The organism is Bradyrhizobium sp. CCGUVB1N3 (assembly GCF_024199925.1).
In the GTDB taxonomy this organism is placed as follows: Bacteria; Pseudomonadota; Alphaproteobacteria; order Rhizobiales; family Xanthobacteraceae; genus Bradyrhizobium.
Window position 1 is genome coordinate 545,945 of sequence record NZ_JANADR010000001.1, and the last position, 23,972, is coordinate 569,916.

Here is a 23,972-nt window from a genome sequence, read left to right on the forward strand (position 1 = left end):
CCATGGCTTGGGAGGAACCGCCATCACATGAATAAACTCAAAAGGTTAAGGATGATTAACCCTGATGGCGGGACGGGGCCGCTTTGGGCAGAGAAAGCGGCTTTTTCGCGGCTCACTTGACGGCAGGCCCGCTTGTGGCCCATATGTTCCGCATGAACGGTCTCCTCGCCATTTGCGCCATTTGCCGCGAGATTATGAGCTAGCGATTCGCTGGCTGGAGCCGTCTTTTCTCAAAAAACATTGAGAGCACTGGACGCCCAGCCGATAGGGATGGGTTGTCATGGACTTGCGTCTTCACGATACGCTGACGAGGGAAAAGCGCGCTTTTGTGCCGCTCGATCCAAAGAACGTCCGCATGTATGTCTGCGGACCGACCGTCTACGACTTCGCCCATATCGGCAATGCGCGGCCGGTGATCGTGTTCGACGTGCTATTTCGGCTGCTCCGCCATCTCTATGGCGAGGCGCACGTCAAATATGTCCGCAACATCACCGACGTCGACGACAAGATCAACGATCGCGCCGCGCGGGATTTTCCAGGGCTGCCGCTCAACGAGGCGATCCGCAAGGTCACCGAGGAGACGGGCCGGCAGTTTCACGCCGACGTTGACGCGCTTGGTGCGCTTCGGCCGAGCGTCGAACCGCGCGCGACCGAGCATATCGGCGAGATGAGCGAGATTATAGAGAAGCTGGTTGCCGGCGGCTTCGCCTATGTCGCCGAGGACCACGTCCTGTTTTCGCCGCAGGCGATGAACGCGGCCAATTCCGAGCTGCCGCGCTATGGCGCGCTGTCCAATCGCTCGCTGGATGAGATGGTCGCCGGCGCCCGGGTCGATGTCGCGCCGTACAAGCGGGGCAACACGGACTTCGTGCTGTGGAAGCCTTCGAAGCCCGGCGAGCCGTCATGGCCGTCGCCGGCCGGCATCGGGGCGCCGGGCCGTCCGGGCTGGCACATCGAGTGCTCGGCCATGGCCTGGAAGCATCTCGGCACGCATTTCGACATTCATGGTGGCGGCATCGATCTCGTGTTTCCGCATCACGAGAACGAGGTCGCGCAGAGCTGCTGCGCCTTCCACCAGTCGCGCATGGCGAACTACTGGATGCACAATGGCTTCCTCCAGGTCGAGAGCGAGAAGATGTCGAAGAGCCTCGGCAACTTCATCACCATCCGCGACCTGCTTGCGGATTGGCCGGGTGAGGTGCTGCGTCTGAACATGCTGAAGACGCATTACCGCTCGCCGATCGACTGGACCCTGAAATCGCTCGAGGAGAGCGGCAAGACGCTCGACGACTGGTATCGCGTTGCGGCGGACGTTCCACCGGGCGAGCCGGCTGCGTCGGTGATCGAGCCGTTGCTGGATGACCTCAACACGCCGCAGACGATCGCGGCGCTGCATGGTCTGCGCAACGCGTCCGATGCCGCCGGCCTGGCGGCGTCACTGCGGCTGCTCGGCTTCCTGTCTGAAACCGGGGCGCAGTGGGAGGGACGGAAGCGGCAGGCAAGTGGCGTCGATGCGAGCGAGATCGATCGTTTGATCGCAGAGCGCGCGGCCGCGCGTGCGCGGAAAGACTTCAAGGAGTCCGACCGCATCCGCGACGAGCTTGCCGCCAAGGGCGTCGTGCTCAAGGACGGCAAGGACGCCGACGGCAAGCCGGTGACGACCTGGGAGCTCGCGTGATGGCCCGAGCACTCCCCAAGCCCGCGCTGCGGCCGTTCCTGCCGGCCGACGTTCCGGTCCTTGCCGCGATCTTCGCATCTGCCATCGAAGAGCTGACCGGCGACGACTACAACGAGGCGCAGCAGGAAGCCTGGATGGCGGCGGCGGAGGACGACGAGTTCGGCCGCCAGTTCGCCGCCGACCTGACGCTGGTCGCAACGCTGGACGGCTCGCCGGTCGGCTTTGCCTCGCTGCGCGGCAGCGATCACATCCGCATGCTCTATGTGCATCCCGCGGTGAGCGGGCAGGGCATCGCGACCCTGCTGGTCGATGCGCTGGAGAAGCTTGCCGGCGGCCGCGGCACCACGAGCCTGACGGTCGATGCCAGCGATACCGCGCAGGGCTTCTTCGCCAAGCGCGGCTACACCGCCCAGCAGCGCAACAGCGTCACGATCAACGACGAATGGCTCGCCAACACCACCATGAAGAAGACGCTCGGAGCGCCACAATGAGCAAGGAGCGCCTGTATCTGTTCGACACCACGCTGCGCGATGGCGCGCAGACCAATGGCGTCGACTTCACGCTCGCCGACAAGCAGGTCATCGCGCAGATGCTGGACGAGCTCGGCATCGACTATGTCGAGGGCGGCTATCCCGGCGCCAATCCGCAAGATACGGAATTCTTCGCCGAGAAGCCGAAGTTCGCGCACGCTCGCTTCACCGCGTTCGGTATGACGCGGCGGGCGGGGCGGTCGGTCTCCAACGATCCCGGCGTTGCAGCGCTGCTGGAGGCAAAGGCGGACGCGATCTGCTTCGTCGCAAAAGCCTCCGCCTACCAGGTGCGCGTTGCGCTGGAGACCACGAAGGAAGAAAACCTCGCCTCGATCCGCGACAGCGTCAGCGCTGCGAAAAAGGCCGGCCGTGAGGTCATGCTCGATTGCGAGCATTTCTTCGACGGCTACAAGGAGGACGCGGACTTCGCGCTCGCCTGCGCGAAGGCAGCCTATGAGGCCGGCGCGCGTTGGGTCGTGCTGTGTGACACCAATGGCGGCACCATGCCGCACGAGGTCGAGACAATCGTCACGGAGGTCATCAAGCACATCCCGGGCGATCACGTCGGCATCCACGCCCATAACGATACCGAGCAGGCGGTGGCGAATTCGCTCGCGGCCGTGCGTGCCGGCGCGCGCCAGATCCAGGGGACGTTGAACGGGCTGGGCGAGCGCTGCGGCAACGCCAATCTCTGTTCGCTGATCCCGACCTTGAGGTTGAAGAAGGAGTTTGCCGACGTCTTCGAGATCGGCGTCACCGGCGAGAAGCTCGCGAGCCTCGTCAAGGTCTCGCGCACGCTCGACGACATGCTCAACCGCGCGCCGAACCGGCACGCGCCTTACGTCGGCGAGAGCGCCTTCGTCACCAAGACCGGCATCCACGCCTCGGCCGTGCTGAAGGATCCGCAGACCTATGAGCATGTGGCGCCGGAGGCTGTCGGCAATCATCGCAAGGTGCTGGTCTCCGACCAGGCCGGCCGCTCCAACGTCATCGCCGAGCTCGACCGCGCCGGCATCGCTTACGACAAAAGCGATCCCAAGCTGACGCGGCTGGTCGAGGAGCTGAAGGAGCGCGAAGCGCAGGGCTACGCCTACGAGTCCGCCAATGCGTCGTTCGATCTCCTGGCCCGCCGCACGCTCGGCAAGGTGCCGCACTATTTCGAGGTCGAGCAGTTCGACGTCAATGTCGAGCAGCGCTACAACGCGCTCGGCGAGCGCGTCACCGTTGCGCTCGCCGTGGTGAAGGTCGATGTCGCCGGCGAACGCCTGATCTCGGCGGCGGAAGGCAACGGCCCCGTCAACGCGCTCGACGTCGCGCTGCGCAAGGACCTCGGCAAATACCAGAAATACATCGAAGGCCTGAAGCTGATCGACTACCGCGTGCGTATCCTCAATGGCGGCACCGGCGCGGTCACGCGCGTTCTGATCGAGAGCGAGGACGAGAACGGCGACAGCTGGACCACGGTCGGCGTTTCGCCCAATATCATCGACGCCTCGTTCCAGGCGCTGATGGATTCGGTGATCTACAAGCTCGTGAAGTCAGGCGCGCCTGCGTAGGAGTTGAATTGTCATTCCGGGGCGGTCCGAAGGACCGAACCCGGAATCTCGAGATTCCGGGCTCGATGCTTCGCATCGCCCCGGAATGACTGGGGGGAGGGGAGCGCGACCAATGATCGACCACATCTCCGTCGGAGTCAGCGATCTCGATCGCTCCGCAAAATTCTACGAGGCCATGCTCGCAACGCTCGGGCTCACGCGGCTCGTGATCCGGCCGGGGACGGTCGGTTTCGGAAAGGCCTATCCGGAATTCTGGATCAATTTGCGCGCCGGAATGGCGCCCGTAGCGCCAGGGAGTGGCGTCCACATCTGCCTGCGGGCGAAGACGACCACCGAGGTCGATGCGTTTCACGCCGCAGCCCTTGCGGCGGGCGGCGCTTCCGACGGTGCGCCGGGCATCCGCCCGCATGACCGCGTGCGCTATTACGCGGCCTTCGTTACCGATCCCGACGGCAATCGCATCGAGGCGGTGACGTTCCCGAGCGAATAGGCTTATTGATTGAGCATGATCTTTTCGGAAAACCGCTTCACACTTTTCCGGATCATGCTCTACAGCTTCCGCGCAACTTCCGGCGCGAGGCTCTTCTCCGCCTCGGCCACCTGCGCGGCAGCCGCCTTCAGCTTCGGAAGGATATCCTCGACGCGGTCGGCCATGAGGATGTCGACGTTGAGACCGGCGCGGATGAATTCCGTCTGGCGCATGTGCGACAGGAGCGAGAACAACGGTTCCCAGAAATTGTCGATATTGGCGAGCAGCACGGGCTTGGCATGGCGGCCGAGCTGCTTCCAGGTGAGTTGCTCGACCAGCTCCTCCAGCGTGCCGACGCCGCCGGGCAGCGCCACGAAGGCGTCGGAGCGTTCGAACATCAGCCGCTTGCGCTCGTGCATGTCGGGCGTGACGACCATCTCCTGCACGCGCGTCAGCGCGTTCTCGCGCATCCGGAGGAAGTCGGGGATGATTCCGGTTACGCTGCCGCCGTGATCGAGCACGGAGGTCGCGACTGCGCCCATCATGCCGAGCGAGCCGCCGCCATAGACGAGGCGGACGTTGTTCTCGGCGAGCGCCCTACCGAGCGCCTTGGCGCCTTCGATGAAACGGGGATTGGTTCCTGGGCCGGAGCCGCAATAGACACAGACGGTTTTAAGAGTGCTCATTGAACCCATGATGCATTGCAGCGTAAGGGCGTCAAGTCCAATCGGCGATTCGCAAGTCCCCGGGAGTCTACCGGTAAATCACGACAAACAATCGAGAATAGCCGTCTGGCGGGGTGCGCGCCCGCCCCGAAGCCTCTATATGACAGGCGAAAACGGTTAATCGCAAACGGGCTCGCATCCGGCGAGCTTTTCAAGGCTGTCTATGGCTCACCCTCATTCGTCCCCCGCCGGCGGCGACGTCCCTGATGCCGCGCGCAACTCCGCGGAGCGGGCGACCCTGGCCGGAACGCTGGCGCATCTGTGGCCCTATACCTGGCCGAGCGACCGCTTCGACCTGAAGATGCGCGTGGTCTGGTCGATGGTGCTGCTGCTCATCGCCAAGCTCATCACGCTATCAGTGCCGTTCACCTTCAAATGGGCGACCGACGCGCTGACCGGCGCGAATACGGCGCCCGTGGAGGCCTCCAACTGGCATCTCTGGGTGATCGCTTCGCCGCTGGTCCTCACCGCAAGCTACGGCGCGACGCGTATCCTGATGGCGGTGCTGACGCAGTGGCGCGACGGCATCTTTGCCCGCGTCGCCATGCACGCGGTGCGCAAGCTTGCCACCATCACCTTCATCCACATGCACGAATTGTCGCTGCGTTTTCACCTCGAGCGCAAGACCGGCGGGCTGACGCGCGTCCTGGAGCGCGGCCGTGAGGGCATCGAGGTGATCGTGCGCATGGTGATCCTGCAGCTCATCCCGACCATCGTCGAGGTGTCGCTGCTGATGGCCGTGCTGTTCTGGCAATTCGACTGGCGCTACGTGGTCGCGACCCTGATCACCGTCGTGATCTACATGTACTACACCTACATCGCCACCGAATGGCGGATCGGCATCCGCCGCACGATGAACGATTCCGACACCGAGGCGAATACCAAGGCGATCGACTCGCTGCTCAACTACGAGACCGTGAAATATTTCGGCGCCGAGGCGCGCGAGGCGCAGCGCTACGACCGTTCGGTCGAGCGCTACGAGGAGGCGAGCGTCAAGACCTACACCTCGCTCGCCGTACTCAACACCGGCCAGGCCGTGATCTTCACGCTCGGGCTCACTGCAACCATGCTGATGTGCGCGATCGGTGTGCGAAGCGGGCGCAACACGGTCGGCGATTTCGTGCTGGTCAACGCCATGATGATCCAGCTCTACCAGCCCCTGAACTTCATGGGCATGGTCTATCGCGAGATCAAGCAGGCGATCATCGACATCGAGAAGATGTTTGGCGTGCTGTCGCGGGAGGCCGAGATCAAGGACGCGCCGGACGCCAAGCCGCTGGTGGTGTCCGCAGGCTCCGTGCGCTTCGAGGACGTGCGCTTTGCCTATGAGACGGCGCGGCCGATCCTCAAGGGGATCAGCTTCGAGGTGCCGGCCGGCAAGACGGTTGCGATCGTCGGGCCCTCTGGTGCCGGCAAGTCGACAATCTCGCGGCTCCTGTTCCGCCTCTACGACGTCTCCGGCGGCAAGATACTGATCGACGGCCAGGACATCCGTGACGTCACGCAGGGCTCGCTGCGCGCCTCCATCGGCATGGTGCCGCAGGACACTGTGCTGTTCAACGACACCATTCGCTACAACATCCGCTACGGCCGTTGGGACGCAAGCGATGCGGACGTCGAGCAGGCGGCACGACTCGCGCAAATCGACAATTTCATCCGCATGGCGCCGAAGGGCTATGAGACCCAGGTCGGCGAGCGCGGCCTGAAGCTTTCCGGCGGCGAGAAGCAGCGCGTGGCTATCGCGCGCACGGTGCTGAAGGCGCCACCGATCCTGGTGCTGGACGAGGCGACCTCGGCGCTCGACAGCCACACCGAGCACGAGATCCAGGGCGCGCTCGACCGCGTCTCGAAGAATCGCACCTCGCTGGTGATCGCGCACCGGCTTTCGACCATCGTCGGCGCCGACGAGATCATCGTGCTGGACCAGGGCCGCATCGCAGAGCGGGGGACGCACGCCAGCCTGCTGGCGTTCGGCGGGCTCTATGCCAGCATGTGGAACAGGCAGCGCGAGGCGGAGGCAGCGCGCGAAAAGCTCGCCAAGATCGCCGACTCTGCCGAGGCGCCGAACCGCGAGCCGCCGCCGGTCGACGACGTCCTCACCACACCGGCGGCCGCCGAGTGACCTTGTCTATGGTCCCAACTCTGGCCTAAACCTCTTCCGCGCGCGAGATGACCGCGCGCCAGCAACCCCAGGCGGCAGATAGCGATGTCCATTCTCGATTCGATCCAACGGCAGATCCCGCCGATCCACAAGGAGGGCTATCCCTTCATCGGCATCTTCGCCCTAGTGAGCCTCCTCCTGTTCTGGCTCTGGTCGCCCCTGGGGTGGATCGGCACCGCGCTCACGGTGTGGTGCGCGCTGTTCTTCCGCGACCCTGTCAGGGTGACGCCGGTGCGCGAGGGGCTCGTGGTATCGCCGGCCGACGGGCGGGTCTCGATGATCACTATGGCGCTGCCGCCGGCCGAGCTCGGGCTCGGCGACCGGCCGCTGCCGCGCGTCTCCATCTTCATGAGCGTGTTCAACTGCCACGTGAATCGTGCCCCGATCGCGGGCCGGATCGACCGCATCGCCTACCGGCCGGGCCTGTTCATCAATGCCGAGCTCGACAAGGCGAGTGAGGACAATGAGCGCAATTCGCTGGTGATCTCCTCGGCGCAGGGGCGGATCGGCGTCGTCCAGATCGCCGGCCTCATCGCCAAGCGCATCGTCTGCTTCGTCAAGGAGGGCCAGTCGATCGGCGCCGGCGAGCGGTTCGGCCTGATCCGCTTCGGTTCGCGGCTCGACGTCTATCTGCCGCTCGGCACAAGGGCGCTGGTCTCGGAAGGCCAGACCGCGATCGCCGGCGAGACGGTTTTGGCCGATATCGTCGCTGACGACGCCGGCCGGTCCTACCGCGCCAGTTAACTATTACATCGGCGAAAGGTCCCGCGAGCGCATTGGCGGGAGGCGGGGCGGCTTGCTATATCTTGGGGAAGCGAGGTCAAAGCCATGACGCCCTACGACTTCAAGAATCCCGACGTGCGCCGCCGGCGGTTCCGCCCGATTCCGGTCCGGATGCTGGTGCCCAACGTCATCACGCTGCTGGCGATCTGCGCTGGCTTGACCTCGATCCGGCTATCGATCGAGGGGCGGATGACGCTCGCGGTCTATGCGATCGTGTTCGCCGCGGCCCTCGATGGCATCGACGGCCGCATCGCGCGGCTGATCAAGGGCCAGTCGAAATTCGGCGCCGAGCTCGACAGTCTCGCGGACTTCGTCAATTTCGGCGTGGCGCCCGGCTTGATGCTGTATTTCTGGCAGCTCCATGAGCTGCGCAACGCCGGCTGGATCGCGGCCATGGTGTTCGCGATCTCCATGGGCTTGCGGCTCGCGCGCTTCAACGCCACCTTGGACGATCCCAACAAGCCACCCTTCGCGTCGAACTATTTTACGGGCATCCCGGCGCCCGCCGGTGCGATCACGGTGCTGCTGCCAATCTATGCGGCGTTCCTCGATCTCGGGCGCTGGCCCGCGGCGGTGACGGCCGGCTACACGCTGCTGATTGCCTTCCTGATGGTGTCGCGGCTGCCGGTGTTCTCCGGCAAGTCGGTGCGCATGCGCGTGCCGCCGGAGCTGGTGCTGCCGGTGTTCGTCGGCGTGATCTTCTTCATCGCGCTCCTGATCAGCTATCCCTGGTACATCCTGCTGGCCGGCTCGGTGCTTTATCTCCTGGCCCTGCCATTGGGCTGGAGGTCCTATCAGAAGCAGGCGCGCGCATTCGCCGCGGCCTCACCCGCGCCGGTCGGCGTCACGCCGCCCGGCCCCGCGTCGACGCTGACGCCGAACCTGCCGGAACCCCCGCGCGACGACCGGCCCGAGCGGCTGCATTAGACGGCGCTCGCGGATATCTGCCATGAAGGCACGCGCGTTGGGTTGACGCCCGATCTCGGCTATATCGCCACGGCCTGCGGCATTTGCGATCTGCCGCGGCCAACAGGGGAGAGAACGCCGTGACGACATCCGCAACCGGGCCGCTGCCTGCATCCGTCCTCGAAGCGCTCGGCCGCTACGACACGCCGACGATCTGCAACGCCATGGAGATCGTGGCGCCCGAGCGGCGGCTGCTCGGCTTCACCACCAAGCCCCTGGTCTGTCCGTTCCCCGATCTGCCGCCGATCGTCGGCTACGCCCGCACCGTCGCGATCCGCTCGGTGTTGAAATCCTCGCTTCCTGCCGAAGAGCAGGCCAAGCGTCGCATCGACTACTATGAATATGTCGGCACCGGCCAAGGGCCGCGCATCGCCGTGATCCAGGACATCGACGGCGCGGACGTCGGCTACGGCGCGTTCTGGGGCGAGGTACAGAGCAACGTCCACAAGGCGCTCGGCTGCCTCGGCGTCGTCACTGACGGCTCGATTCGCGATATCCCGCAATGGGCCCCGGGCTTCCAGGCGCTCGCCGGCTCGATCGGCCCGTCACACGCCTGGGTACACGCGGAGAGCTTCGGCGGTGAGGTGCGGGTCGCCGGCATGACCGTGAAGTCGGACGACCTGATCCACGCCGACCAGCACGGCGCGATTGTGATCCCGCTCGACGTCGCCACCAAACTGCCCGAGGCTGCCGAGCTCTGCGGCCGCCGCGAGACCCCGATCCTGGAGATCGCGCGCAGCCCCGACTTCTCGCTGGAGAAGCTGAAGGCCGCGCTGAAGCGCTCGGCGGAGATCCACTAGCGGCGTGGATCGAAATTTGGCGTCTCGGACGGAGAGGGCGATCATGAAAGCGTTCGTTATCGCGGCCGAGACCCTCAAAGACGAAGCCATGTTCGCCGAATATCGACGGGCCGTTCCAGAAACGCTAAGGGCTTTTGGAGGTAAATTCGTCGTGCGGGGCGGGAATCTCCAATTGGTGGAAGGGGAATGGCCGCACCCGCGCTTGGTGATTATCGAATTCCCATCGCGAGAGGCTGCTGAGGACTGGTACAGATCGCCGGCGTATCAGAAGATCATCGGACTTCGACAAGGAAGCGCGATCACGAACCTCGTCATTGTCGAGGGGCAGGTGGACTAGATCTCACCACGCGAAGACAGGGTTGCGTTTGGCCTGGAGGCGACTGGCCCGTCGGGCCAGCCGGCCGATTATGGTTAGCAGAGTGTTGAGATTGCTATTCTGGCGCGGCAATTCGCCCGCGCGATGAGCCTCGCGGTGTGGCCGGACCGAGGCAGGCCGCACTTAACCTTTACGCGTCTTTAATGGCAGCTCTTTAGGGTTCCTCCCACGCGGTTCGGGGTTGGGCTGCGCCGCCGGCCAGGACGGCCGGTGTGTGGCGTGCGGGGTTGGAGTCTCCCATGGATATCATGACGAGCGTTGGGCTTGCGGCGGGCTTCGCCGTCATCGCCGTCATGATGATCATGGGTGGCGATCTCCACATGTTCATCTCCGAACATGCGATGATCATCATCTTCGGCGGCTCGATCTCCGCCACCATGATCCGATTTCCGCTCAGCGCGCTGATGCACGGCCTTCCGCTCGGCGCCAAGTTCGCCTTCACCATGAGCCGGCTGTCGGCGCACGATCTCGTCGACGAGCTCGCCCGCATCGCCGAGATCGCTCGCAAGCAGGGCCCGGTGGGCCTGGAAAAGGTCGAGACCGACGAGCCATTCCTCGCCAAGGGCATCCGCTACGTCGCCGACGGCTACGACCTCGACTTCATCCGCGACAATCTCGAGCGCGACCGCGACAACTTCCTCATGCATCTGGACGAGGGCAGCAAGATCTACCGCGCCATCGGCGACTGCGCCCCGGCCTTCGGCATGATCGGCACCCTGATCGGCATGGTGCAGATGTTCGCCAACATGACCGACCCCTCCAAGCTCGGCCCGTTCATGGCGACCGCGCTGCTCGCCACGCTCTACGGCGCGCTGGTCGCGAACCTGTTCTGTCTGCCGATCGCCGACAAGCTGCACGGCAAGCTGCTTGACGAGGAGACCAACCGCACGCTGATCATCGACGGCATCCTGATGATCCGCGACTCCAAGAGCCCGACCCTTGTGCGCGAAATGCTGCTGGCTTACCTGCCGGAGAAGCATCGCCATGCCGAGGGCGAGCCGGTGCCGGCCTGATCAGTCACGCCGGGTTTAGGACATGGCCAAGAAGAAGCGCGGCGATGCACATGGAGGCGGTCACGGCTGGTTCGTGACCTTCGCCGATCTGATGGGCCTGATGATGAGCTTCTTCGTGATGCTCGTCGCGTTCTCGACCCAAGACGCCAACAAGCTCAAGATCGTGGCAGGCTCCATGCGCGACGCCTTCGGCATCCAGAGCGAGGCGCGCTATGCCGGCATCATCGAATCCGACGGCCTGCCCACGCGTCCCAAGCTGAAGAACGTCGACCACATCCAGCCCGAGGATTCCTCCAATACGCCGACCCCGGATCAGCAGGATCGCGACCGCACCTCGGGCGCGAAGATCAAGGTCGACCGCGACTTCGCGCTTGCCGCGGCCTCGCTCCGCCAGGCGCTTCAGGACCTGCCCGAGCTCACCGAGATGTCCAAGCACATCATGTTCGAGGAGACCAAGCAGGGCCTCAATCTCGAGATCGTCGACCAGGACGGCCGCTCGATGTTTGCGGACGGCTCCAAGGTGCCCTATGACCGTACCCGCCGCCTGATCGAGAAGCTGGCCGTCCCGCTCAAGGCGACGCCGCTGCGCGTCTCCATCGTCGGCCATACCGCCGCGGGCTTCGTGCCGAACCGCAGCGACTACGGTGCCTTCGACCTCTCGGCCGACCGTGCCAATGCGGTGCGCCAGATCCTCGAGCGTGAAGGGCTGCCGCCCTCGCACATCTTCGCCGTCTCCGGCAAGGCGGACACCCAGCCGCTGTTTCCTGACGATCCGTCCCTGGCCGCCAATCGCCGCGTGACCATCACCCTGATGCGCGAAGACCCGCCGCTGCCGCCGAATCTGAAGCCGTAAATCCTTGCGCTACCATTCTACCTGAGGCATGTCGTCGCGTGCCGATGAACGCGGCTGCTCCGTCACAGCATCCGCGCGGGCGCCTGCTATGCTGGGGCGATTGACAGGCGCGCAGGAAGCGTCAAAAGGCGCCGGATCAATTCCAGGGAAGAAGCGTTTTCCACTCTCATGACGGCGAGCATCACCACGACCGAAGGCCAGGAGACCACGGCCCATGCGGGCTTTTGGGCCCTGACGCTCGGAAGCATCGGCGTCGTCTTCGGCGATATCGGCACCTCGCCGCTCTACGCATTCCACGAGGCGGTCAGAGGTGCGGCCCATGGCGAGCCGGTCTCGCGGGTCATCGTGCTCGGCGTGCTTTCGCTGATCCTGTGGGCGCTCTTGATCGTCGTGACCGCCAAATATGTCCTGCTGCTGCTGCGCGCCGACAACAACGGGGAGGGCGGCACGCTTTCGCTGATGGCGCTCGGCCAGCGCGCGCTCGGGCGTCGAAGCTGGCTCCTGCTCGCGCTCGGCGTCGTCGGCGCTTCCATGTTCATCGGCGATTCCATGATCACGCCGGCGATCTCGGTGCTGTCGGCGGTCGAAGGTCTCAAGCTCGCGACGCCCGCTTTCGAGCATTACGTCGTGCCGCTCACGGTCCTCATCCTGGCGCTGCTGTTCGCGGTCCAGAGCAAGGGGACCGCGCTGGTGGCCTCCGCCTTCGGGCCGGTGATGGTGGTCTGGTTTGCCTGCCTTGCGGTGATGGGCATCGTTCACATCGCCGACGATCCCTCGGTGCTGGCTGCGATCAATCCCTACTACGCGCTGCAATTCCTGCTGTCGCACGGCACGATCGGTCTCGTGACGCTCGGCGCCGTCTTCCTGGCGGTGACCGGCGGCGAGGCGCTCTATGCCGATCTCGGCCATTTCGGCCGCAAGCCGATCCAGTCGGCCTGGATGTTCTTCGTGCTGCCTTCGCTCCTGATCAACTATTTCGGGCAGGGCGCGCTGGTGCTGTCCGACCCGAGCGCGATCGAACATTCCTTCTATCGCATGGTGCCAGAGAAGCTCGTGCTGCCACTGGTCGGGCTTGCGACCGCGGCCACCGTGATTGCGAGCCAGGCGGTGATCACCGGCGCCTATTCGCTGGTCTATCAGGCCGTGCAGCTCGGCCTCTTGCCGCGCTTCGAGGTCCGCTACACCTCCGAATCCCACGCCGGCCAGATCTATCTGCCGCGCGTGAACCGGTTGCTCCTGATCGGCGTGATGCTGCTGGTCTTGTTGTTCCGCACCCCCAGCGGTCTTGCCTCGGCCTACGGCATCGCAGTTTCCACCACCATGGTCGCCGACGGCATCATGGGCTTCGTCGTGATCTGGAAGCTGTGGAACTGGCGCGCCGCGACGGCTGCCGCGGTGATCCTGCCCTTCGTCGTGGTCGACATGACCTTCTTCAGCGCCAATCTCCTGAAGCTGCTCGAGGGGGCCTGGGTGCCGCTGCTGTTCGGCGTCGTCATGGTCGCGATGATCTGGACGTGGCGGCGGGGCACGGGAATTCTGCTCCAGAAGACCCGCCGCATCGAGGTGCCGCTGGACGACCTGATCCGGAGCCTGGAGAAGCGGCCGCCGCACATCGTTAAGGGCACTGCGGTGTTCCTCACCAGCGATCCCGCCTTCGTGCCGACCGCGCTGCTGCACAATCTCAAGCACAACAAAGTGCTGCATGAGCACAACGTGATCCTGACGATCGAGACGGCGCACACACCGCGGGTCGATCTGTCGGAGCGGTTCCGGATGGAGAAGATCAGCGACAAGTTCTCCAAGGTGCGGCTGCGCTTCGGATTCATGGAACAGCCGAACGTACCCAAGGCGCTCGCGATCGCCCGCAAGCAGGGCTGGCAGTTCGACATCATGTCGACGTCGTTCTTCGTGTCGCGGCGGTCGCTGAAGGCCTCTGCGCAATCGGGCATGCCGCTCTGGCAAGACCATATGTTCATCGCGCTCAGCCGGTCCGCCAACGACGCCACCGATTACTTCCAGATTCCGACGGGGCGGGTGGTTGAAGTCGGCACCCAAGTCACTATTTGAGCGAAATTGGCGGACTTATGCGATTTTTGCATGGCAAGGGCCCAAAATCGCGCTAGGCTATGCCGGTAGCGCAGGACTATAAGCCCGCGCGCTCTGCCACCATTGTGCAGTGAAGCATCCTTAGAGGCCAATAGTCTCTCCCATGACGAGTGAAGTCGCAGTTCCCGCCCCGGAAACGGTGGCGGCCAATGGGCATGCGGATGCCCACACCACCGCCGGCTTCGGCGCGCTGACGCTTGGCAGCATCGGCGTCGTCTATGGCGATATCGGTACCAGCCCGCTCTACGCGTTCCGCGAGGCGGTGACGGCGGCGTCAGGGGCGGAGGGCGCGCCGACGACCGCGGCCGTGCTCGGCGTGGTCTCGCTGATCCTGTGGGCGCTCGTCGTCGTGGTGACGCTGAAATACGTCGTGATCCTGCTCCGCGCCGACAACAACGGCGAGGGCGGCACGCTCGCCTTGATGGCGCTGGCCCAGCGCGCGGTCGGCACGGGCGGGGCGACCATCGTCCTGCTCGGCATCATCTCCGGCGCCCTGTTCTACGGCGATGCGGTGATCACGCCGGCGGTCTCCGTGCTGTCGGCCATCGAAGGCATGAAGGACGTCACGTTGACGTTCGAGCCTTACATCGTTCCGCTGACCGTGGTGATCCTGGTCGGCCTGTTCGCCGTGCAATCGCGCGGCACGGCCCGCGTCGCGGCGTTCTTCGGTCCGGTGATGTGCGTCTGGTTCGCAGTGATCGCGATCGCGGCGATCGGCCCGATTCTCCGTCAGCCGCAGGTGCTGTTCGCGCTGAACCCGCTCTACGCGATCTCCTTCATGCTCCACCACGGCATCATCGGCTTCGTCACGCTGGGTGCGGTGTTCCTGGCGGTCACCGGCGCCGAGGCGCTCTACGCCGACCTCGGCCATTTCGGCAAGCGGCCGATCCAGACTGCCTGGCTGTTCATTGTGCTGCCGTCGCTGGCGCTGAACTATCTGGGGCAGGGCGCTCTCGTCCTGGACGATCCCGGCGCGATCGTGAGCCCGTTCTTCCAGTTGTTTCCGCAAGGCTGGCTCCGCGGCAGCATGGTCGTGCTGGCCACCGCTGCGACCGTCATCGCCAGCCAGGCCGTCATCACCGGCGCCTATTCGCTGACGCGCCAGGCAATCCAGCTCGGGCTGCTGCCGCGATTTGAGATTCGCCATACCTCCGAGGCCCATTCCGGCCAGATCTTCATCCCGCGCATCAACCAGCTGCTGCTGGTTGCCGTGATATTGATGGTCCTCCTGTTCCGTTCTTCCAGCGCGTTGGCGTCGGCCTACGGCATCGCCGTCACCGGCACCATGGTGGTCACGGGGATGATGGGCTTTGTGGTGGTCTGGAAGGCCTGGAGGTGGTCGCCGCTTGCTGCCGCCGCACTGATCGCGCCATTCCTGTTCCTCGACCTGACCTTCCTGGCGGCGAACCTGCTCAAGGTGTTCGAGGGCGGCTGGGTCCCGCTGGCGCTCGGCGCCCTCATGATCCTCCTGATGTACACGTGGCGGCGCGGCAGCCGGCTCCTGTTCGAGAAGTCGCGCAAGCTCGAGTTCCCGCTCGCCGACCTCGTGGCGATGCTGGAAAAGCGACCGCCGCAGCGGGTGCCCGGCACTGCCGTGTTCCTCACCTCGGACCCGCTGAGCGCGCCGACCGCGTTGATGCATAGTCTGAAGCACTACAAGGTGCTGCATGAGAAGAATGTCATTCTCACCATCGAGACCGCGACGACCCCGCGCATCGATCCGTCCGAGCGCGTGAAGCTGGAGCAGGTCAGCCCGACCTTCTCCAAGGTGACGCTCAAGTTCGGCTTCATGGAATCGCCCAACGTGCCGAAGGCGCTGGCGATCGCCCGCAAGCTCGGCTGGCAGTTCGACATCATGTCGACCTCGTTCTTCCTGTCGCGCAGGGCGCTGAAGCCGGCCGCCCATTCCGGCATGCCGCGCTGGCAGGACCGCCTGTTCATCTCGCTGAGCCGCTCGGCAAACGATGCCACCGACTATTTCCAGATCCCGAGCGGGCGGGTGGTCGAGGTCGGAACGCAGGTGACGATCTAAAGCTCCGCTTCAATGCGCTGCGATTTAGCTTTAAGTTCCGGGATATCGCTCAAGCCTTTGTAGCGCTTGATTTTCGTGAGCCGAGAGGCGAGGTTGCCGCCGGCCGGGGCAGCCCGGCCTAGCGCGCGGCCGTTCTGGAGGATGAAGTGGCAAACCAGGTGCAGGATCTGACCCCGGACGAGGTCGCCAAGGGTGTGAGCGAGGGGCGCTATCTGCTCGTCGACGTCCGTGAGCCCAACGAGGTTGCCGCGGAGGCCTACCCCTATGGCGTCGTCGTGCCGCTCTCGACCTTTGATCCCAAGGCGATCCCCGATCCCCAGGGCAAGGACGTCGTGTTCGCCTGCCGCTCCGGCAAGCGCTCGGTGACGGCCTCGCTCGCAGCGCAGGCGGCGGGCCTTGCCTACGACAAGCATCTTGCGGGCGGCATGCTCGGCTGGAAGGCCGCAGGGCTGCCGACCAAGGTAGGCGGCTGATCTACCCGATGTCGTCCAAGATGACCTGCAAGAGCTCCTCCCTGAACAAGGTCTTCGCGGACCTGCCCGTGACCATCTTCGAGGCGATGTCGCAGGCCGCGCGCGATAATGCCGCCATCAATCTCGGCCAGGGCTTCCCGGACGATCCCGGTCCCGAGGACATCCGCCGCGCCGCGGCCGAAGCCTCGGTGAACGGCTACAACCAGTACCCGTCGATGATGGGCATTCCCGAGCTGCGCCAGGCGATCGCGACGCATTACGGGCACTGGCATGGGTTGAAGCTCGATCCGATGTCCGAGGTCATGGTGACCTCCGGCGGCACCGAGGCGCTGACCTCGGCGATCCTCGCGGTGGTGCAGCCCGGCGACGAGGTCGTCTGCTTCCAGCCGGTCTATGATTCCTATTTGCCGATCATCCGCCAGGCCGGCGGCATTCCGCGCCTGGTGCGGCTGCAGCCGCCGCACTGGCGGCTGGACGAGGACATGCTGAAAAGCGTGTTCAATTCAAAGACCAAGGCGGTCCTGTTCAACAACCCCTTGAATCCGTCCGCCGTCGTCTTTCCGCGCGAGGATCTCGAGCTGCTGGCGCGCTACTGCCAGAAGTTCGACGTCATCGCGATCTGCGACGAGGTCTGGGAGCACGTCACCTTCGACGAGCACAAGCATATCCCGCTGATCACCATCCCGGGCATGCGGGACCGCACCATCAAGATCGGCTCGGCCGGCAAGATCTTCTCGCTGACGGGCTGGAAGATCGGCTTCGTCTGCGCCGCGCCGCCCTTGCTGCGCGTCGTGGCCAAGGTGCATCAGTTCCTGACCTTCACCACCGCGCCCAATCTGCAGGCCGCGGTCGCCTATGGCCTCGGAAAGCCGGACGAGTATTTCGTCTCGATGCGCAAGGATCTGGCGCGGAGCCGGGATCGCCTGACGAAGGGGCTCGAAAGCCTTGGCTTCCCGGTGCTGAAGTCGCAGGGCACCTACTTCCTCACCGTCGACCTGTCGCCGCTCGGCCTCAACGAGAGCGACACCGAGTTCTGCTGGCGCATCGTGAAGGACTACAAAGTCGCGGCGATCCCGGTGTCGGCGTTCTACGAGCAGGACCCGGTGACCTCGGTGGTGCGCTTCTGCTTTGCCAAGAAGGACGAAACCCTCGACACCGCGCTGGAGCGGCTGTCGGACGCGGTGCGCAGACGCAAGAGGTAGACCTGAGATGACGAACGTCAGCCGCTCCTGGCTTTGCCTTGGTTTCGCAATCGCCGCGCTGACGTTGTTCTCCGCTCCGGCAGGGGCCGAGGAACGCGTCGTCAACTTCTACAACTGGTCCAACTATATGGCGCCGGATGTCCTTGAGGCCTTCACCAAGGAGACCGGCATCAAGGTGGTCTACGACACCTTCGACGCCAACGAGACGCTGGAGACGCGCCTGATGGCCGGCAAGTCCGGCTATGACGTCGTGGTGCCCACGGCGTATTTCCTCCAGCGTCAGATCAAGGCCAACATCTTCCAGAAGCTCGACAAGTCGAAGCTGCCGAACCTCGCCAATGCCTGGCCGGTGGTGACGCAGCGCCTTGGCATCTACGATCCCGGCAACGTCTACGCCGCCAACTACATGTGGGGCACGACGGGCATCGGCTACAACGTCAAGAAGGTGAGGGAGATCCTCGGGCCGGATGCCAAGATCGATAGCTGGGACATCGTCTTCAAGCCGGAGAACCTCGCAAAATTCAGAGATTGCGGCGTGCACATGCTCGATTCCGCCGACGACATCTTCCCGGCGGCGCTGAACTATCTCGGGCTCGATCCGAACTCGACCAAGCAGGCGGACCTGGAGAAGGCCGCCGATGCCGTCGCCAAGGTCCGGCCCTCCGTGCGAAAATTTCACTCGTCCGAATATCTGAGTGCGCTCGCGACCGGCGAGATCTGCTTCGTGGTCGGCTGGTCCGGCGACATCATGCAGGCCCGAGCCCGCGCGGCTGAGGCCAAGAAAGACGATAGCAGCGGCATCGAGATCGGCTACACGATCCCGAAGGAGGGCGCGCAGATGTTCTTCGACAATCTCGCGATCCCCGCGGATGCCAAGAACGTCGCGGAAGCCTACGAGCTGATCAACTATCTCTACCGCCCGGACGTCGCCGCCAAGAATTCGGACTTCCTGTCCTACGCCAACGGCAACCTCGCGAGCCAAAAGCTGGTCGACCCAAAGATCCTGGGCGACAGGAACATCTATCCGGACGAGGCGACGCTCGCAAAGCTGTTCGTGATCACGGCGCGCGATCCGGCGACCCAGCGCATCATCAACCGGCTCTGGACCAAGGTGAAGACGGGGCGATAGTCACACCGCATTCTGCGAGCGAAACAGTCCACAAAGCCAGACCCTCACCCTGAGGAGCTTGCGTAGCAAGTGTCTCGAAGGGCGAGGCCACCAGCGGGGCCTTCATCCTTCGAGACGCGCGTTCCGCGCTCCTCAGGATGAGGAACGGGCAGGCTGGCTCCCCTCGGAACGGGACGGTAGAGGGGCTGCCGTTGTGCCTGATATCAACGCGGCAACCAAAACCTGCAAAACAACCCCATGCAAAGTAGATCCGCCACCTCCGGGTTGACTGGCGTGGCGGTGCCTAAGTCGCGATGAGGCTTGGCTTAATCGGCCCGCAGGCGCAAAACCCCAAGCACCTCGCCCGCAGCGCCCCGGAATGACTGTCGAGAGAGCAGGGGAGTGACGCCGCCTACCACGTATAACGCACCGTGCCCTTACCGGCGTAGGAGCGCGTCACGTTGGAGAACTCGCCCTCGAAGGTCGCGGCGGCCGACCAGCCGTTGAGCCATTTCATCTCGGCGGAAGCGGTGGTCAGTGCGGAGTCGCTGGCGGCCCGTGCGCCGTTGGCGACGAAGCTCGCGCCCGGCAGGGCCTGGAACGTCGCGGCGACGGAGTGATCCGGATTGAAGTCGTGCGCCCAGGCGGCGCGGCCGCGCAGGGTGAGGACACCGTTCGCAAGGGCGAAGGACTTGTCGGTACGCAGGCCGAGCTCGCTGCGCGTATCAGTCACGCTCTTGGCGGCGAGCTATGCAGAATTTTGGGTGACGAGGTGATCAGGCGGCGTGGGTTGCCGGCATTTGGATGACCTCGATGCCGTCGTTGAATCTGACACCTGCGATGATCTTCGGCAACTGATTTGTGCCTTTGAGCCGCCGCCAGGTTTTTGATGCGGCGATAACCAGCTTGAACACCATCAGCCTGGCGGTCGTTGCCGACAGCGATCCTTTCGTCCGCACGGTTCTGTGCCGCACGGTCGCGAACACGCTTTCGATGGGGTTGGTCGTGCGCAAGTGATCCCAATGCTCGGCAGGGAAGTCGTAGAAGGCCAGCAGTGCGTCGCGGTCCTTGGCGAGGCATTCGACCGCCCGGCCGTACTTGGCGCGATATTTCTGGGCGAAGATGTCGATCGCCGCTTCGGCGGCCGCCCGGTTCGGCGCCCAATAGACCTCGCGCAGGTCCTTCTTCATGTTGGCCTGCACCGAGAGCGGGACCTTGTCCAGGACGTTGACGGTCTTGTGCACCCAGCAGCGCTGGTGCCGCGTGCCGGGACAGATCTCGTCAAGCGCCTTCCAGAAGCCGAGCGCGCCGTCACCAACGGCAATTTCAGGGGCGATTTGCAACCCGCGCTGCTTCACGTCGATCAGGAGCTCACGCCAGCTCTGCGCGCTCTCGCGGACGCCGACCTGAAAGCCGATCAGCTCCTTCTTGCCTTCCGGCGTCGCGCCGATCAGCACCAGCATGCATTCGCCGTGGTCTTCCATGCGCGCCTGCAGGAAGACGCCATCGGCCCACACATACACGTAGCGTCGCGCCGACAGATCGCGCTTCTGCCAGCGCTCGTACTCGCCCTGCCACTCGGCCGTCAGCCGAGAAACCACCGCAGGCGACAGGTTTGGCGCGTCCTTGCCCAGCAGGGCCGTCAGTGCCTCCCGGAAATCGCCGGTCGAGATGCCGCGCAGATACAGCACCGGCAACAGCGCATCCAGGCTCCGGGTGCGCCGCGCCCACAGCGGCAGGATCGCCGAGCTGAACCGGATCCGCTCGCCATCGCTGGCCGCTCCACGGTCGCGAATCTTTGCCCGCGCCACTTCGACCGGGCCGATGCCGGTCGCAATCGTCCGCGCCGGGCCGTAACCATGTCGCACGACACGGGCGCGCCCGTCGGCCAGCTTCAAATCCTTCACCGTGGCAAGAAACGTCTCGACTTCGACCTCCACGGCCTGCGCCAGAAGTTGCCGAGCACCAGCTCGCAGAATATTGGTCAGTGGATCGTCGATATCGTCGGGCTGACGAAGGGCAACAATATTGCTAGTCTCGTTCATGGCGTATCGCTCTCCTTGAGAGGTTCTGGCAGGCTCGACACCCGCCTCGATACGCCGCCTATCTCAGTCCGTCATCACCCAGTTTCCCGCATAGCTCTGGCGGCATAGGCGAGTGCAAAGGCATTACTGCCTGAGACGACGGACTCCGCATAGCCCGGCAGGTTGAACGTCGTGAACTGGCCCGCGGCATAGGGCGTGATGCCGAAGCCGCCGATCCACGGCGCAATGAAGCGATAACCGCCTTCGAGCCGGCCGCTCCACGCATTGGCGTTGAACTCGGCACGCAGGCGATCGACGCCGGCAAGGGTGACGGTGCGATCGGTGGTGACGTCCTGCCAGCCATAGGCCAGCGCGGCGGAGATGTAGCTCGGGCCGTTGGTGTGGCGGAGATAGGCGCCGGCCTGGAACAGGTCGGAGCGGCCGCTGCCGCCATTGGCGACGGAGAAGCTGGTGCCGCCGCCGGCGAGCGCAAAGCCGGCCAGTGTCTGCGGCGAGAACCAATACTCGGCGCCGGCCGCGGTGCCGAACAGGCGGCTGGTCGCGCTGTTTGATCCCTGCGCGGTGCTGCCATCCGTCGTCTGCGATCCGGCGAAGCCGGAAGCCCACACGCTCCAGCGCTGCTCGAACGTCGTGGCCGGTGGCGCCTTGGTGAGCATGGCATAGGCCTCGCGCGCGGCGCCTGCCGGCGCGCTGTCCGCATAGGCCGGCGGAGCGGAGCCGCCGGTGTCGCGGCCGGCACTGAAGGGATCGGTGAGCAGGCCCATGAACTGGCCCATGGCCTGGAAGGTGGCCTGCTGCGCGCCCGTCGCGGTCTCGCCCGAGGCTTGTGTCAATCCGGCGGCCGTGAGCCCGCTATAGACCAGCGAGATGCCGCCGTTCGCATTGAACGAGCGGATGATGGCATTGCCGACACTCTGCTGATTGCCGCTCGGGCTGCCACCCGATGGCGGAACGAAGCTCAGCACCAGGTTGAGATAGGCGTGCGTGGCGTCGTAGCTCAGTGTGGTCTGGAGATTCGACGGCAGGTTGGTCTGGACGGCAGAACCGAACGTGCCGCTGACGCTGCCGGCGGTCAGGATGGTGTACTGCTTGGCGACGTAGCTGCCCGGCGCGAACACGGCATTGACGGTTGCGCCGCCCAGTGTCGCGCTACCTGTCACGTTGACGGAGGAGGCCGTCGCCGGATTGACCGCGACTAGATAGTAGGCGCCCGACTGGAACGCGAGATTGCCGGAGATCGCAAGCGATGTGCCGGCGGTGCCATTGCCGCCGAGCAGCGCGCCGCCGCTGTTGATCGCGGTGCCGCCGACCGTTCCCGTGCCCATCAGCGCGGCGCTCGCATCCACCGTCACGCCGATCGAGGATGCGATCGAGCCGTCCACGCGCAGGACGCCGCCGCCGACAGTCGTGGCGCCGGTATAGGTGTTGATGCCCGCCAGGGTCAGCGTGCCGGTGCCGACCTTGATCAGCGAGGCACCGGTGCCGCCGCCGGATCCGCCATCGGCGATCACGCCGGTGACGTTGGTCGACAGATTGTTGCTGCCGACCGTCAGCTCGTTGGCGCCGAGCTCGAATGTCCCTCCGCCGAGGAGTGAACCGGCGGTGAGCTTGTTATCGCCGTTCGGACCAGAGGTCATCGAGAGGTCGAAGACGGAGCCGACCGAGGCGTTGAACAATTGCGCGTTGCCGGGCGTGGAGTTGCCTTCGAACAGCGAGTGGCCGACGTTCATGATGAGGGCGCTGCCGGCCGTGGCGTTGGTGGACTGCACCCCTGAAGCGAGACACGATAATTTCAGTGACAGGCATTTCAAGGATGACCTGTGGCAGTACAAGGAAAGAACCGTCAGTTTCCGACGGCCTACAAAATAAAGGCGATCAAGCGGGTTGAGAGAGGCGACGGCGTTCTGCCGGTAGCCCGTGAACTCGGGATTTCTCGCAAGATTCTCCACGACTGGATCAAGGCGTGGAAGGCCGATGGGCCAGACGGGTTGAACCGCAAGCGCGGACCCAAGCCTGGCCCCCGCAAGCTGAAGCCGCTAGCGACGTACAACGACAAGCGCTCCGCCCTCGCGCTCGCCAAAGCGCGCATCGCCGAGCTCGAAGGGCTGGTGGGGCGCCAGCAGATGGATCTCGATTTTTTTCGACAAGCCTTGCGCGCCTTGGAGCGGCCGGCAGCGCAAGGCAAACCCGCATCCGCATCGTCGAAGTCATCCAAGCGATGACTTCGCAGGTAACAGACGCAAACGCCGACGTGCAGCGACTATGCCGCCTCGCGGGCCTGCCGCGCGCGACGTATTACCGCCATCTCGCCAAACGCAGCAGCGAGACAGCAGATTGCGAGCTGCGCGATGTGATCCAGCGCATCTGCCTCAAGCACGTCTTCTACGGCTATCGGCGGGTGACAGCTGCCCTCCGGCGCCAAGGTATGGCGGTGAATGCCAAGAAAGTTCAGCGGCTTATGCGCCAGGATAATCTGCTCGCGCAGCGCAAGACGCCGTTCCTGAAGCCGCCTGCGGAACGGCCATCGGGCGTTCTCGTCGTCCCCAATCTGGTCCGCGGCCTGGTGCCATCCGCACCCGATCAGATCTGGGTCGCCGACATCACCTATGTCCATCTCGCCAAGACCTTCGCCTATCTCGCCGTCATTCTGGATGCCTTCTCGCGCAAGGCTGTCGGATGGGCTTTTGAAGACACGCTCGATGCCTCACTCGCCATCGCTGCACTGGAGAAAGCCATCGCCACCAGGAAGCCGGCACCCGGCAGCCTGATCCATCACTCCGACCGCGGAGTGCAATATGCGTCCATCGCCTATCGCCAGCGACTGGCCGATCGCGACATCACCATCAGCATGAGCAGGCCGGGCAATCCCTTCGACAACGCCAAGGCCGAAAGCTTCATGAAGACGCTCAAGGCCGAGCAGGTCAACGGCCGGGCCTTTACTGACCTGGGCGACGCGCGCCGCCACATCAACAGCTTTATCGCAGAGGTCTACAACAAAGAGCGCCTCCATTCGGCGCTCGGATATCAGTCGCCTCTTGAATTCGAAACCGCGTTCGCCCAAAACAAAGCGCGATAACGCATCGTGACAACCCCGCT

General features: G+C 64.6%; 21 protein-coding genes and 1 pseudogene. 18 read left to right on the forward strand and 4 right to left on the reverse strand.

Annotated features, from left to right (window positions below; genetic code table 11):
- Window positions 1–280: 280 nt before the first annotated feature.
- The 4 genes from cysS (at window position 281) to NLM33_RS02480 (ending at window position 4,254) form a co-directional block, all read left to right on the forward strand.
- Window positions 281–1,678 carry a cysteine--tRNA ligase gene (gene cysS, locus NLM33_RS02465; protein ID WP_254094344.1) on the forward strand — a complete coding sequence of 466 codons (1,398 nt, stop codon included), beginning with the start codon at window positions 281–283 and terminating at the stop codon, window positions 1,676–1,678.
- A complete protein-coding gene (locus NLM33_RS02470; protein ID WP_254094346.1) occupies window positions 1,678–2,169 on the forward strand; it encodes a GNAT family N-acetyltransferase in 492 nt (163 codons plus the stop codon). Before cysS ends, NLM33_RS02470 begins: the two co-directional genes overlap by 1 nt.
- The gene (cimA, locus tag NLM33_RS02475; protein ID WP_254094348.1) at window positions 2,166–3,764 is read left to right on the forward strand and encodes a citramalate synthase; all 1,599 of its coding nucleotides are present in this window, start codon (window positions 2,166–2,168) and stop codon (window positions 3,762–3,764) included. Before NLM33_RS02470 ends, cimA begins: the two co-directional genes overlap by 4 nt.
- A 112-nt stretch (window positions 3,765–3,876) precedes the next feature.
- Window positions 3,877–4,254 (forward strand): VOC family protein, encoded by a 378-nt coding sequence (locus NLM33_RS02480; protein WP_254094350.1) that lies wholly within the window; start codon window positions 3,877–3,879, stop codon window positions 4,252–4,254.
- A 59-nt stretch (window positions 4,255–4,313) separates the two neighbouring features.
- Here NLM33_RS02480 and NLM33_RS02485 read toward each other — a convergent pair whose 3' ends face one another.
- The gene (locus tag NLM33_RS02485; protein ID WP_254094352.1) at window positions 4,314–4,919 is read right to left on the reverse strand and encodes a TIGR00730 family Rossman fold protein; all 606 of its coding nucleotides are present in this window, start codon (window positions 4,917–4,919) and stop codon (window positions 4,314–4,316) included.
- Between the two features lie 202 nt (window positions 4,920–5,121).
- Here NLM33_RS02485 and NLM33_RS02490 point away from each other — a divergent pair, with 202 nt between their 5' ends.
- The 12 genes from NLM33_RS02490 to NLM33_RS02545 all read left to right on the forward strand — a co-directional run bounded on the left by NLM33_RS02490 (window position 5,122) and on the right by NLM33_RS02545 (window position 18,852).
- Complete coding sequence (locus NLM33_RS02490) at window positions 5,122–7,080, forward strand: ABC transporter ATP-binding protein/permease (RefSeq protein ID WP_254094354.1); 1,959 nt, start codon at window positions 5,122–5,124, stop codon at window positions 7,078–7,080.
- 78 nt (window positions 7,081–7,158) lie between these two features.
- Window positions 7,159–7,863 (forward strand): phosphatidylserine decarboxylase, encoded by a 705-nt coding sequence (locus NLM33_RS02495; protein ID WP_256570602.1) that lies wholly within the window; start codon window positions 7,159–7,161, stop codon window positions 7,861–7,863.
- Window positions 7,864–7,947: 84 nt separating this feature from the next.
- Complete coding sequence (locus tag NLM33_RS02500; RefSeq protein ID WP_254094358.1) at window positions 7,948–8,829, forward strand: phosphatidylcholine/phosphatidylserine synthase; 882 nt, start codon at window positions 7,948–7,950, stop codon at window positions 8,827–8,829.
- Window positions 8,830–8,948: 119 nt separating this feature from the next.
- Window positions 8,949–9,668, forward strand: a complete 720-nt coding sequence (locus tag NLM33_RS02505) for an RraA family protein (RefSeq protein WP_254094361.1) — start codon at window positions 8,949–8,951, stop codon at window positions 9,666–9,668.
- Between the two features lie 43 nt (window positions 9,669–9,711).
- On the forward strand, window positions 9,712–10,005 hold the full coding sequence (locus NLM33_RS02510; protein ID WP_254094363.1) for a DUF1330 domain-containing protein: 294 nt from the start codon (window positions 9,712–9,714) through the stop codon (window positions 10,003–10,005).
- A 278-nt stretch (window positions 10,006–10,283) separates the two neighbouring features.
- A complete protein-coding gene (locus tag NLM33_RS02515) occupies window positions 10,284–11,057 on the forward strand; it encodes a motility protein A (RefSeq protein ID WP_254094365.1) in 774 nt (257 codons plus the stop codon).
- A 22-nt stretch (window positions 11,058–11,079) separates the two neighbouring features.
- Complete coding sequence (locus NLM33_RS02520) at window positions 11,080–11,910, forward strand: flagellar motor protein MotB (protein WP_254094367.1); 831 nt, start codon at window positions 11,080–11,082, stop codon at window positions 11,908–11,910.
- A gap of 168 nt (window positions 11,911–12,078) precedes the next feature.
- Complete coding sequence (locus NLM33_RS02525) at window positions 12,079–13,977, forward strand: potassium transporter Kup (RefSeq protein ID WP_254094369.1); 1,899 nt, start codon at window positions 12,079–12,081, stop codon at window positions 13,975–13,977.
- Window positions 13,978–14,119: 142 nt separating this feature from the next.
- On the forward strand, window positions 14,120–16,048 hold the full coding sequence (locus NLM33_RS02530; protein WP_254094371.1) for a potassium transporter Kup: 1,929 nt from the start codon (window positions 14,120–14,122) through the stop codon (window positions 16,046–16,048).
- Between the two features lie 146 nt (window positions 16,049–16,194).
- On the forward strand, window positions 16,195–16,521 hold the full coding sequence (locus tag NLM33_RS02535; protein WP_254094373.1) for a rhodanese-like domain-containing protein: 327 nt from the start codon (window positions 16,195–16,197) through the stop codon (window positions 16,519–16,521).
- Window positions 16,522–16,529: 8 nt separating this feature from the next.
- Window positions 16,530–17,723, forward strand: a complete 1,194-nt coding sequence (locus NLM33_RS02540) for an aminotransferase (RefSeq protein ID WP_254094375.1) — start codon at window positions 16,530–16,532, stop codon at window positions 17,721–17,723.
- 7 nt (window positions 17,724–17,730) lie between these two features.
- Entirely contained in the window at window positions 17,731–18,852 is a 1,122-nt protein-coding gene (locus tag NLM33_RS02545; protein WP_254094377.1) for a polyamine ABC transporter substrate-binding protein, read from the forward strand.
- Window positions 18,853–19,243: 391 nt separating this feature from the next.
- Here NLM33_RS02545 and NLM33_RS02550 read toward each other — a convergent pair.
- The 3 genes and pseudogenes from NLM33_RS02550 to NLM33_RS02560 all read right to left on the reverse strand — a co-directional run.
- A pseudogene (locus NLM33_RS02550) lies at window positions 19,244–19,576 on the reverse strand (autotransporter outer membrane beta-barrel domain-containing protein); the annotation flags it as partial.
- Window positions 19,577–19,607: 31 nt separating this feature from the next.
- Window positions 19,608–20,876: an IS256 family transposase gene (locus NLM33_RS02555; protein WP_254094380.1), complete on the reverse strand. Its 1,269-nt coding sequence runs from the start codon at window positions 20,874–20,876 to the stop codon at window positions 19,608–19,610.
- A gap of 74 nt (window positions 20,877–20,950) precedes the next feature.
- A complete protein-coding gene (locus tag NLM33_RS02560) occupies window positions 20,951–22,645 on the reverse strand; it encodes an autotransporter outer membrane beta-barrel domain-containing protein (RefSeq protein ID WP_254094382.1) in 1,695 nt (564 codons plus the stop codon).
- A 51-nt stretch (window positions 22,646–22,696) separates the two neighbouring features.
- On the opposite strand from NLM33_RS02560, the gene NLM33_RS02565 reads away from it, so the two are divergent.
- Both NLM33_RS02565 and NLM33_RS02570 read left to right on the forward strand, forming a co-directional pair.
- The gene (locus NLM33_RS02565) at window positions 22,697–23,098 is read left to right on the forward strand and encodes a helix-turn-helix domain-containing protein (RefSeq protein WP_254094384.1); all 402 of its coding nucleotides are present in this window, start codon (window positions 22,697–22,699) and stop codon (window positions 23,096–23,098) included.
- Window positions 23,095–23,952, forward strand: a complete 858-nt coding sequence (locus NLM33_RS02570) for an IS3 family transposase (protein ID WP_254094386.1) — start codon at window positions 23,095–23,097, stop codon at window positions 23,950–23,952. The genes NLM33_RS02565 and NLM33_RS02570 overlap by 4 nt, the downstream gene beginning before the upstream one ends.
- Window positions 23,953–23,972: the final 20 nt, after the last annotated feature.

Excerpts from the sequence above, each read along its gene's own strand:
- cysS (WP_254094344.1), top strand. The coding sequence starts at position 281 with ATGGACTTGCGTCTTCACGATACGCTGACGAGGGAAAAGCGCGCTTTT.
- NLM33_RS02470 (WP_254094346.1), top strand. The coding sequence starts at position 1,678 with ATGGCCCGAGCACTCCCCAAGCCCGCGCTGCGGCCGTTCCTGCCGGCC.
- cimA (WP_254094348.1), top strand. The coding sequence starts at position 2,166 with ATGAGCAAGGAGCGCCTGTATCTGTTCGACACCACGCTGCGCGATGGC.
- NLM33_RS02480 (WP_254094350.1), top strand. The coding sequence starts at position 3,877 with ATGATCGACCACATCTCCGTCGGAGTCAGCGATCTCGATCGCTCCGCA.
- NLM33_RS02485 (WP_254094352.1), bottom strand. The coding sequence starts at position 4,919 with ATGAGCACTCTTAAAACCGTCTGTGTCTATTGCGGCTCCGGCCCAGGA.
- NLM33_RS02490 (WP_254094354.1), top strand. The coding sequence starts at position 5,122 with ATGGCTCACCCTCATTCGTCCCCCGCCGGCGGCGACGTCCCTGATGCC.
- NLM33_RS02500 (WP_254094358.1), top strand. The coding sequence starts at position 7,948 with ATGACGCCCTACGACTTCAAGAATCCCGACGTGCGCCGCCGGCGGTTC.
- NLM33_RS02510 (WP_254094363.1), top strand. The coding sequence starts at position 9,712 with ATGAAAGCGTTCGTTATCGCGGCCGAGACCCTCAAAGACGAAGCCATG.
- NLM33_RS02515 (WP_254094365.1), top strand. The coding sequence starts at position 10,284 with ATGGATATCATGACGAGCGTTGGGCTTGCGGCGGGCTTCGCCGTCATC.
- NLM33_RS02520 (WP_254094367.1), top strand. The coding sequence starts at position 11,080 with ATGGCCAAGAAGAAGCGCGGCGATGCACATGGAGGCGGTCACGGCTGG.
- NLM33_RS02525 (WP_254094369.1), top strand. The coding sequence starts at position 12,079 with ATGACGGCGAGCATCACCACGACCGAAGGCCAGGAGACCACGGCCCAT.
- NLM33_RS02530 (WP_254094371.1), top strand. The coding sequence starts at position 14,120 with ATGACGAGTGAAGTCGCAGTTCCCGCCCCGGAAACGGTGGCGGCCAAT.
- NLM33_RS02540 (WP_254094375.1), top strand. The coding sequence starts at position 16,530 with ATGTCGTCCAAGATGACCTGCAAGAGCTCCTCCCTGAACAAGGTCTTC.
- NLM33_RS02545 (WP_254094377.1), top strand. The coding sequence starts at position 17,731 with ATGACGAACGTCAGCCGCTCCTGGCTTTGCCTTGGTTTCGCAATCGCC.
- NLM33_RS02555 (WP_254094380.1), bottom strand. The coding sequence starts at position 20,876 with ATGAACGAGACTAGCAATATTGTTGCCCTTCGTCAGCCCGACGATATC.
- NLM33_RS02570 (WP_254094386.1), top strand. The coding sequence starts at position 23,095 with ATGACTTCGCAGGTAACAGACGCAAACGCCGACGTGCAGCGACTATGC.